This window comes from Oceanobacillus sp. AG (genome assembly GCF_009746545.1).
Lineage (GTDB): Bacteria > Bacillota > Bacilli > Bacillales > Amphibacillaceae > Oceanobacillus > Oceanobacillus indicireducens.
The window spans coordinates 1-10,001 of record NZ_WOWT01000052.1; the positions used below are offsets into that span (position 1 = coordinate 1).

At 35.8% G+C, this 10,001-nt stretch carries 8 protein-coding genes; 2 read left to right on the plus strand and 6 right to left on the minus strand.

Annotated elements, in window-relative coordinates:
• Nucleotides 1-560, plus strand: a 560-nt coding sequence (locus GN217_RS18045; protein WP_156858028.1) for a DDE-type integrase/transposase/recombinase, incomplete at its 5' end; no start/stop codon positions are given.
• A gap of 374 nt (nt 561-934) precedes the next feature.
• On the opposite strand, the gene GN217_RS18050 is transcribed toward GN217_RS18045, so the two are convergent.
• The 6 genes from GN217_RS18050 to GN217_RS18075 all read right to left on the minus strand — a co-directional run bounded on the left by GN217_RS18050 (nt 935) and on the right by GN217_RS18075 (nt 7,564).
• On the minus strand, nt 935-1,885 hold the full coding sequence (locus GN217_RS18050; RefSeq protein ID WP_255454421.1) for a ribose-phosphate diphosphokinase: 951 nt from the start codon (nt 1,883-1,885) through the stop codon (nt 935-937).
• 152 nt (nt 1,886-2,037) lie between these two features.
• Nucleotides 2,038-2,904, minus strand: a complete 867-nt coding sequence (locus GN217_RS18055) for a MurR/RpiR family transcriptional regulator (RefSeq protein ID WP_156858029.1) — start codon at nt 2,902-2,904, stop codon at nt 2,038-2,040.
• 128 nt (nt 2,905-3,032) lie between these two features.
• Complete coding sequence (locus GN217_RS18060; RefSeq protein ID WP_156858035.1) at nt 3,033-3,995, minus strand: D-2-hydroxyacid dehydrogenase; 963 nt, start codon at nt 3,993-3,995, stop codon at nt 3,033-3,035.
• Nucleotides 3,996-4,086: 91 nt separating this feature from the next.
• On the minus strand, nt 4,087-5,619 hold the full coding sequence (locus GN217_RS18065; RefSeq protein ID WP_156858030.1) for a xylulokinase: 1,533 nt from the start codon (nt 5,617-5,619) through the stop codon (nt 4,087-4,089).
• A gap of 39 nt (nt 5,620-5,658) precedes the next feature.
• Entirely contained in the window at nt 5,659-6,483 is an 825-nt protein-coding gene (locus tag GN217_RS18070; RefSeq protein WP_156858031.1) for a class I fructose-bisphosphate aldolase, read from the minus strand.
• Between the two features lie 43 nt (nt 6,484-6,526).
• Nucleotides 6,527-7,564 (minus strand): zinc-dependent dehydrogenase, encoded by a 1,038-nt coding sequence (locus tag GN217_RS18075; protein WP_156858032.1) that lies wholly within the window; start codon nt 7,562-7,564, stop codon nt 6,527-6,529.
• Between the two features lie 739 nt (nt 7,565-8,303).
• Between GN217_RS18075 and GN217_RS18080 the strand changes: the two genes are divergently transcribed.
• Complete coding sequence (locus GN217_RS18080) at nt 8,304-9,638, plus strand: MFS transporter (RefSeq protein ID WP_156858033.1); 1,335 nt, start codon at nt 8,304-8,306, stop codon at nt 9,636-9,638.
• Nucleotides 9,639-10,001: the final 363 nt, after the last annotated feature.

A 10,001-nucleotide genomic window follows, 5' to 3' on the forward strand; every position in this document is an offset into this window, starting at 1 on the left:
AGACCTACATCCGGGTAAAAGGTCGCTGGCATTACTTGTTTTTCTTCTTTGATGCGGTAAAGAAAATCATCTTGTCTTACCCTGTTTCACCAAACCGGGATACGCTGTCGGCCATCAAGGCTTTGGACCAGGTATTTCAAAAGTTCAAAGAGATACCAGAGGACTTAAAATTCGTTGTCGATGGGAATCCCATTTACATTTTGGCTCAGCACTACTTTGCTGGACATGGGATCCACTTTGACCTTCACAAAGTTATTGGGCTTACCAACGATGACCCTGTGTCCAAAGAATACCGCCCGATGAAACAGATTATTGAGCGTTTAAATCGGTCTTTCAAAGGGAACTACAGGGCAACCACCGGGTTCGGCTCACAGGCCGGCTCTGTTTCCTATGTGACTTTGTTTGTGGCATATTTTAACTTCCTTAGACCACATGCATCACTGGAATACAACGTGCCGGTCATCATTCCGGAGCTTGAAAAGATGCCTAATATGCCGGAACGGTGGACGAAATTAATTGAAATGTCTCAGGACTTCCTTACAGATAGGCAGGCATCTTAATCGAGACATTCCTGACCACAGTTTCCCCTTTGTTTGCCTTGGAAACGTAATCTTAGATGGTTTAGAGGTTGTCAAGTGCTTTCCTTGACTACCTCTAAATCATCTGAGACAATGCGCAGCGGCAAACAAGGAAGGATGTGCTTGACCCGCAGTTTCTGGGGTTTATTTGTCGTCCACTCTTTAGGCACCCGTGTGCTAGCTAGAGAAATCATTCTGCATTTTCTTTCGTTCTTGCCAACCGTTTATTGGTCGCTAAAATGACTTGCAGGTTTGTCACTTGGTTTTCATAGAACTTTTGACGTTACCAAGTTTTTTACATTTAATTATATCCGTGTTGTACTTTAATTTTATATGATAAAAACAAGTGCTTCCTATTATTCAAATAGGGAACTTACCGATTTTTCATTATGTATTCGATAAATTGCTTCTGCAAGTAGTGAAGCAGATGATAATGTTGTGATTTTATCAATCTTTTTTTCTTCCGGTAGTTCAATTGTATTTGTTATTACTAGCTCTCTAATTACCGATGATTCAATCCTTCTAATAGCTGGACCCGAAAGAACCGGATGAGTACAGCATGCATAAACTGATTCCGCTCCTTTCTCAATCAGAGCATCCGCTGCCAAAGTAATCGTTCCAGCTGTATCAATTAAGTCATCAACAATAATGGCATTTTTATTTTCAATATGACCTAATACATTCATGATTTCCGCAACATTGGGTTGTGGTCTCCTTTTATCGAGAACAGCAAGTGGCACGTTTAGGCTACTTGCCATTTTTCTAGCCATTCCCACGCCACCATTATCTGGAGATACAATTACCATATCTTCTAATCCCTTATTCTTAAAATAGTTAGCAAGAATTGGAACTCCTTCTAATTGATCAACAGGTATGTCAAAAAAACCTTGAATCTGAGGAGCATGCAAATCCAGCGTAACAACACGGTTAGCACCAGCTTTTTCTAAAAGGTTCGCAATTAACTTAGCTGTAATTGGTTCTCGCGCTCGGGCCTTCCTATCTTGTCTAGCGTATCCATAATAAGGTATTACAATATTAATGATTTTGGCTGAAGCTCTCTTTAATGCATCAATCATTATGAGTAGTTCCATTATGTTTTCGTTCACAGGATAAGATGTAGATTGAATTAAAAATACTTCACTCCCACGTACACTTTCCTCAATATTTATCTGAATTTCACCATCACTAAACCTTGATACCGTGCATTTACCTAACTCATACCCTAATAGTTCAGCCACCTCATTGGCTAGTGATTGATTCGAATTCAAAGTAAACATTTTAAAATTACTCTTTAATTGATATCTCACCTTTTGCGCCTCCACAGTTGTCGATTTCTCTTAATTTAGCTTACAATTATTCTTTATTAAACACACTAGAACAAAATAAATTTCTTTAATATCTATTTTAGTTGAAGGTAATTTTCTTCCAGATCACTTAAAAAAATATTCAATTAGAATCCCTACATTTTCTTTTCAGTAGTTGAGTTACGTGTTCTTTCAATATTAGCTTGATAATATTCATATTTTTCATTAGCTACGGTCGCAGTTATAACATCAATAATAGTTAATTGAGCAATTCTCGAAGAGATTGCATCAGTACGGAACAATGTTTCTTGTGATGATGTCTGTAAAATAATATCCGATATTTTTGTAATTGGGGATCTTGAAGAATTTGTTATACAAATAATTGTCGCCCCAGCTTCTTTTGCTAATCTCAATGCGGCCAAGACATCATTATTTGACCCAGTATGTGAAATTCCGATAACCACATCTTCATTTGTTAATACACTAGCAGACATGGACTGAAGAACAGAATCGATATAAGCAAAAGACTTTATACCTAGCTTTAATAACTTATGCTGTGCGTCAAGAGCAACCGCTCCTGAACCACCTGTTCCGTAAAATTCAATTGATCGGGCATTCGAAATAGCTTTTATCGCTAATTGAATTTCTTCATCATTAATCACCTCAAGCGTATCATATAATGCTTGAATATTTGACTGGAATACTTTCTTTTTAATGGTGACCGTATTATCATTTTTCTCTATCGCTTCATGAATTTGTTTTTCAGAAGGTACTACTTCTCTTGCCAAATGAATTTTTAAATCTTGAAATCCTTTATAACCAAGGCGTTTACATAGGCGAACTACTGAAGACTCACTTGTTTCACTTCTTTCTGCTAATTCCGTTATTGATAGATGAATAATTTCTTCTTGATGTTTTTCAATAAATTTAATGATTTTTTTTTCAGAATCTCGTAATTTCGATTTTGCTGTACTGATTCTTGCATAAAATCCAGGAGTTTTATTAATATTTAATTCACTCATGATATGATTCCTTCTTTCCTCTAGTTGCTCCCACTATTTATTCTAACTATTTATTTGATTTTTTTCTACTATTACCTATCTAATATATCAAGAAGATTGAATCATTATCATGAGTGGCAGTAAGGAATTTAAATAGCATTAACTACATTCTTAGGATTTTGAGCTATAAAGTCTTTAATATTCTCTATTGCCATATTCATTAATCTACTTCTTGCTTCTTTTGTAGCCCAGGAAATATGAGGTGTAATTATACAATTTTTCGCTTGTAGGAGTGGATTTGTATCTTCGGGTGGTTCTACCGCAAGTACGTCTAGGCCCGCACCCGCAATCATATCCTGGTTTAAAGCATCTGCTAAATCTTCATTATTCACAAGTTTTCCATGTGAAGTATTAATAATAATAGCATTTGATTTCATCAAAGATAAGTTATTAGCGTTAATTATATTTTCTGTTTTTGGCGTTAACGGGCAATGCAAACTAACTACATCTGAATTCTTCATTAAGTCAGATAAGTTTTCAGCATATCGAAAGTTCGGTAAATTTGTATCACGATGGTTTGCATTGCTCGCTAAAACATTCATTCCAAAAGCTGATGCAATTCTTGCTGTTTGAAGACCGATTCGTCCAAATCCAATGATACCCATTGTTTTTCCTGATAGTTCCATTAATGGGTAGTTCCAGAAACTCCAATCTTGACTTCTTCCCCATTCTCCATCCATAACCGAATCACTATGGCGCTGAACACGATGACAATGCTCTAATAAAAGTGCGAACACCATTTGAGACACTGAATCTGTTCCATAAGTTGGAATGTTTGTGACTACGATCTCATTCTCTTTTGCCGCTTTTGTGTCTACCACATCAAAGCCCGTTGCTAATACACCTATATACTCTAATTTAGGTAATTGTTCAATAATATCTTTATTTAATGGTGTTTTGTTTGTCAATACAATTTCTGCGTCTGAAGCTCTTTCTATAATAAGTTCCTTAGGAGTTCGATCATATATATCTGCTTTTCCAATCTGATGTAACTGTTCCCAACTTAGGTCTCCTGGATTTAGTGTAAATCCATCTAAAACACAAATATTCATAGTCAATACATTCCCCTCTTATTATTCTAATATTTATATTTTCATCTATTTATACAAATTCCCTCCCCTTGTAAGCATTTACATTTAACTTTTAAATAATTACTTCATTATTTTCTTCTATCAGTTCATTTTGAGATTGTGCGTGTGCACTTAATGCAAAAAAGTTTTTCAAAGATGGATATAGTTCATTAAACACATGATGCAATTTATCATACATTTCCACCATCTCTTCTTCTGGTTTGATCGTATATAACGTTTTATTGGTTATTTCGTTTGCTGCAATTTCCAATGAAGAATACCATCCAATAGCAGTACCCGCTATTAAACAAGCACCAAGAACTCCAGTCTGAGAAATATCCTTAATGCGAATTTCCTTATTTAATACATTTGCTTTAATCTGTCCCCATTCTTTATTTTCAGCTCCGCCGCCAATCGAAGGAAAAGCAGTGGTAGTGAGATGATATTTCTTTTCAATAATGTTATTGATTTGTTTAAGTCCAAATGCGGTTCCTTCTAGTACAGCACGATACATGTCTGCTTTTGTTGTATTTAAATGCATGCCCGCAAAAACACTTCGTGCATTACCATCCCAAATAGGTGTTCTTTCTCCTTGTAAATAAGGAAGAAAAAAGACTCCATTAGCTCCAGGGACTGAGTCTTCTGCCAGACCATTTAAAACTTCTTCTGAATGTCCTTCAGTCTTCAAAAACTGTTCATAAAACCATTTAACAGAAGCCCCCGGAAATGACATGGCACCATGGGACAACCAACGATTTTTAATAACATGACATCGATTTAAAAAACGTTTATCCAAAACAGATGGTTGATCAGTGCATACAGTTAGTACATTCGAAGTTCCTGCTGATTCAAAAATTTCGTTGATACCCATACCAAGGGCAAACGTAGAGCATGCTGTATCTGCAGCTCCTGCAATGACTGGCACCGCAGAGAATGGATATTCATCAAGAATCAACTCACCAACGATCGAACTCGGGGCTACAACTTCTGGAAGTTTGTTCTTGTCAATACCTACTTTCTCGTATATTTCGGCAGACCATTCATATTTTTCTATGTCAAACATTCCGGAAAAGGAACTCTGAGTCCAATCCATTACAAACTTTCCAGTAAGTTTATTCAAAATATAGGTGGATAAATTCCCCCATTTATACATTTTTTTATAGAGATATTGAAAATGGTTTTTAAACCATAATAGAGTCGTAATCGTATATTGTCCCGGTTCCAATCTGTTTTTAGTTATCTCAAATATCACATCTTCACCAATCGTGTTATTAATACAATCTCTTTCCCTTTTACTTCTTTGGTCCAGATAGATAATTCCTTGGGATAATGCGTCTCCATTTTCTGTTAAAAATACAGAACTATTACAAAAAGTGGTTAGAGATATTGCATCTACTTTTCCCACCGTTTCTACTTGTTCCCACACCTTATATAAAAGCGCTTTCGTTTTTTCCCATATATCTTCTAAATCTATCTCTACCCAACCAATTTTTGGATAAATCAAGGAATATTGCTGGTACTCAAGGTACCGCAATACTCCTTCTTTATTCATGGCGCCTACTTTTATTCCGCTCGTTCCTATATCAATCCCAATGATGTGCGACATTTCAAGCTCCCCTTCATTATAGTCTCTTTAAAACTCTATTCACTGTTTTACTGGGGTATTAATTAATTCATTATACAATTCAACTGTTTCCTTAACAGTCCCATTGTTATGGATGATATGATTAAAGGCTTTTACAACTGCTGTTGGATTTGAGTTATTCCAAACCACTCTCCCAAAGGTTATTCCCGTACCTCCAGCATCAATTACATCATATACCATTTGAAAATAATTTTCGATACCTCCGCCTGTATTTCCTCCGGCTACAACAACTTTACCAGGTGTTGATTCCACAACCTTACGGAATGTTTCAGGATTACCGGTGTAATTTGTTTTTACAATATCTACACCAAGCTCCGCACCAGTTCGAACAGCATAAGCAACATGTCTCCAATCATTCTTTTCATCTTCTGGAATTTGATTTCCTCTAGGATAAATATGTGCAATCATCGGAAGTCCATGAGCAGCAGCTTGACTTGATATTTTCCCCAGATTGCGCAGTTGTTCGGGTTGATCGTCTCCACCAACAATACATCCCATGGAAACCGCATCCGCCCCTAAACGGACCGCTTCATCCACCTCAGTTACCCATGCATCATAATTTGGTTGCCAAGGAGAGAATGAAGAACACTTTAGAATTAAACCCGTTTTACCAGCATGTGGACGGAATGACATTTCTGCAATTCCTTTGTGCATTGTCATCGCATCGGGATTACCCGCTACTATTTCATCTATTTTTCTTTGAATTGGCATTAATTCATCAAAAATTCCTCGGGCGATAGCTTGGTCAACTGCTACAGCTAATAGTTTTTCATCCTCATGACTAATTAAACGTTTCATACGAACCTCTTTACCTAAAAATGACATAATCATACACTCCTCTTTCATTATAATAGTTTATAATAGTTTTTTATTGGGTGATTACCGCTTTCATCCCTTTACCATCTCTAACATCTAATATCGCTTGTTCAACAGCATCCAGTGTATACCCATTTGTAGTGATTGCATCTATATTGATTTGACCTGAAGATATCAACGATAAGGCCTTATGATAATCTGAACGAGTTAAGGAAGCAGAACCATTTATAGTTATCTCGTTATAATGCACAACATTTGGATCCATCTCGGATAATACCCCTTTTGTAAACCCTGCGAATAAATTTAAGGTACCACCTTTTTTCAATAGATTTGCACTCGAATTAACAATAGATGGAACACCAATAGCTAATACCACAACGTCTGCTCCTAACCCATTCGTTTCACTTAGCACTAATTCTTCTAAAGACACTTGATTCGGATCAATTGCATGATTAGCCCCAACTAAAAGCCCCTTTTCTCTACGATGTTCAATTGGTTCACTTAAAATTACAGAACTTGCACCTGCAATTTTCGCCAGCTGAACATGCATGAGTCCAATTGGGCCACCACCAATAACAACTACAACATCGCCCATTTTCACATTGGCTTTCCTTTGACCGTTGAGGCAACATGCAAGCGGCTCAGCTACAACTGCTTTTTCATAGGAGATATGATCAGGTATTTTAACCAAGTTTCCAGCCTTTATTGCTCTGCTGGGAATTCTAACATACTCAGCAAATCCTCCATCAAATTCATAGCCAATAGCTGTTCGATTTGCGCATACATTTTCCCTTCCATTCAAGCAATAATAACATTTACCACACCCAATAACTGGCATTACACCGATACGCTCTCCTACAAAATAATCCTCTATATTTTCCCCTACTTCTTCAATTACGCCCACAAGTTCATGTCCAATTATAGAAGGAGTTCTTACTCCCTTCGTTTTCTTTCCTTGATAAATACGAACGTCTGTACCACAAATAGCACTCACTTTTACATTTAACAGTATTTCTTCTTCACTGATTATTGGTTTTTCTACATTTTCAAGCTTTAAATTGTTTGGTCCATAGAAAACCGCTGCCTTCATACTATTCACTCTCCTACGAGCAATTTAATAATTGCTTTTTTGATTATCTATTTCAGGTGTGTCCACTATTTAGGACTGATTAAAAATAGATAAAAGTTTTTATTCTTTCCAAGAATCCACCTCATTTCCAGGACGATTTGTAACATTTTTAATAAATTCGGTTAAAAAAGGATATTATTTTTAAATCTATAAACAGTGTATCACATGGTGGTTATTTCCTTCAACCGTTTTTAAGTACTATTGGTTATTATTTTCATAAATGTTTTTCAAAAAAGAAATTTATTAATTAATAACTTGTCCAACCCCTTACCATTACACCGTTTCACAGATACAAATACGGATAAATAGTACGGTCTTTAATATAAACAAGAAAATTATATCCTTTTTTCAAGAAATCACTTGAAGAAAATTACCACCATATGTTATTCTGTATTGGAATTAAAATTTTCTAAAAAAACAATCAATCAACAGACTAAGTAAAAGGAGGCTTGAATGTAACCATCCCTCTCAGAAATTGAACTTTTTTGAAAAGTGTTAAACAAAGTGAATAGAAAGGAGTAACCAAACAAATATTTCTGTTATAAAATTTAACTAGTTACTATAAAATAATCAAAAAAATCAATAACTGTATTAAGAAAACTTGTTTAAATACTATTTTAAACACAATATTTACGAACATTATCATGTAAGCGTTTTATTAAAAGCGATTTAAAGCAAAATATTTCAGGAGGTAAAAATAATGGAAGCACAAAAAAGTTCAGCTCCAAGTCAGTACCCTGGAGGACAAAAGAAATCAAATTATCGGTGGGTAATAATGGCGGTAATCTTCTTAACCTACACGGTTGCCATGGCTGATCGAGTCAATATAGGAGTTGTTTTACCTTTTATTAGAGAAGAATTTGCAATGAGTAATTTTCAACTTGGATTAATTTCCAGTATGTTTTTCTTAGGTTATGCACTTACACAAATTCCGGCAGGATTCCTAATTGGGAAAAAAGGGACGCGTGGCTTAATATCAATATCGATTATTCTATTCTCTACGATTACATTTTTAATTGGACATGCTAGAAGTGCTTTACAAATAATATTACTACGATTATTCCTAGGTATATCTGAAGGGGTTACCCCGGTTGGTATGACTTCGACTATTAACCGATGGTTTCCGGCAAAAGAGAAAGGAACTGCAACAGGGATTTATATTGCTTCAACACAATTGGCACCCATTATCACTCCACCACTCGCAACATTCATTGCTCTACAATTTGGGTGGCGTTACGTATTCTATTTCTTTGCGATTCCTGGTATAATGCTCGCATTAATATGGTATATTTTCATCAGAACCAGCCCGGAAGAGAGTGAGAAAGTAAATCAACTTGAACTGGATTATATCCGTCATCAAGAAGAGGTAGTTAATGACCATACTAAAAGAAAATCATTAGGGGTTATTGATAAAGCTATTCGTTATCAAAAAGTAAGCCCAATCACGAAATTTAAAAGTATCTTTACCTCCTGGAATATTGCTGGGGACACTTTAGCCTATTTTTTTATGAACTGTGTAAACTATGGGATGCTTACCTGGGTTCCAAGTTATTTAGTTGTAGCAAAAGGATTCTCTTATGGTTCCATGGGGTGGTTAGCTTCTGCTCCAGCTGTCGGAGGGATTATTGGTGCCCTTCTTGGTGGATGGATTTCTGATAGATTGTTCTTAAAGAGGCGCAAGCCAACCATGATGATCACGGCCTTTACAACTGCTATCATGATGTTTATTGTAATTTATATCCCTAGTGATCCATTAATTGTAGGATTAACTCTTGCTTTTGCAGGATTTTTCTTAAACATTGGATGGCCAGCATTTACTGCTTACCCAATGGGGTTAACGACAGGGAAAACTTATCCTGTCGCTATTGCAACAATAAACAGTGGTGGTAACTTAGGCGGATTTTTTGCACCGATCATTGTAGGATTAATACTTGATGCAACAGGAAATTATAACTTTGCATTCGGATTTTTTGGTGCTGTATTAATTCTTGCATTTCTAATCATTTGTACATTAAAGGAACCGGTTCAAGATTAATAGTTTTATTTTATTTAAATTAAGATGAATAAATTTACTAGAATTACTCTAAACTTGGATCTTTCAAGTTCAGCATAAAATAAATATCCTAACTTAACATAATGGAAAGAATCTTTAACATGCTAAAACCGCTTCGGTAATTTTCTTAAAATTAATTGTGGTATTTAATTGCGGAGTGTAAAAGCGCAATACAAGTGAGAGCGTATAGTTGCAGTTTCGTAGCTTGTTTTACACTCCCTCCCTCTATATACTTTGATTATCTTCAAAATGCTCCTGTTTTCTTAGAATTACTCAAACGCCATTTTATAGAATGTATTGGTGGGCATAGTGTTCACTCAGAGTGCGGAATATTCAAACAGGGTT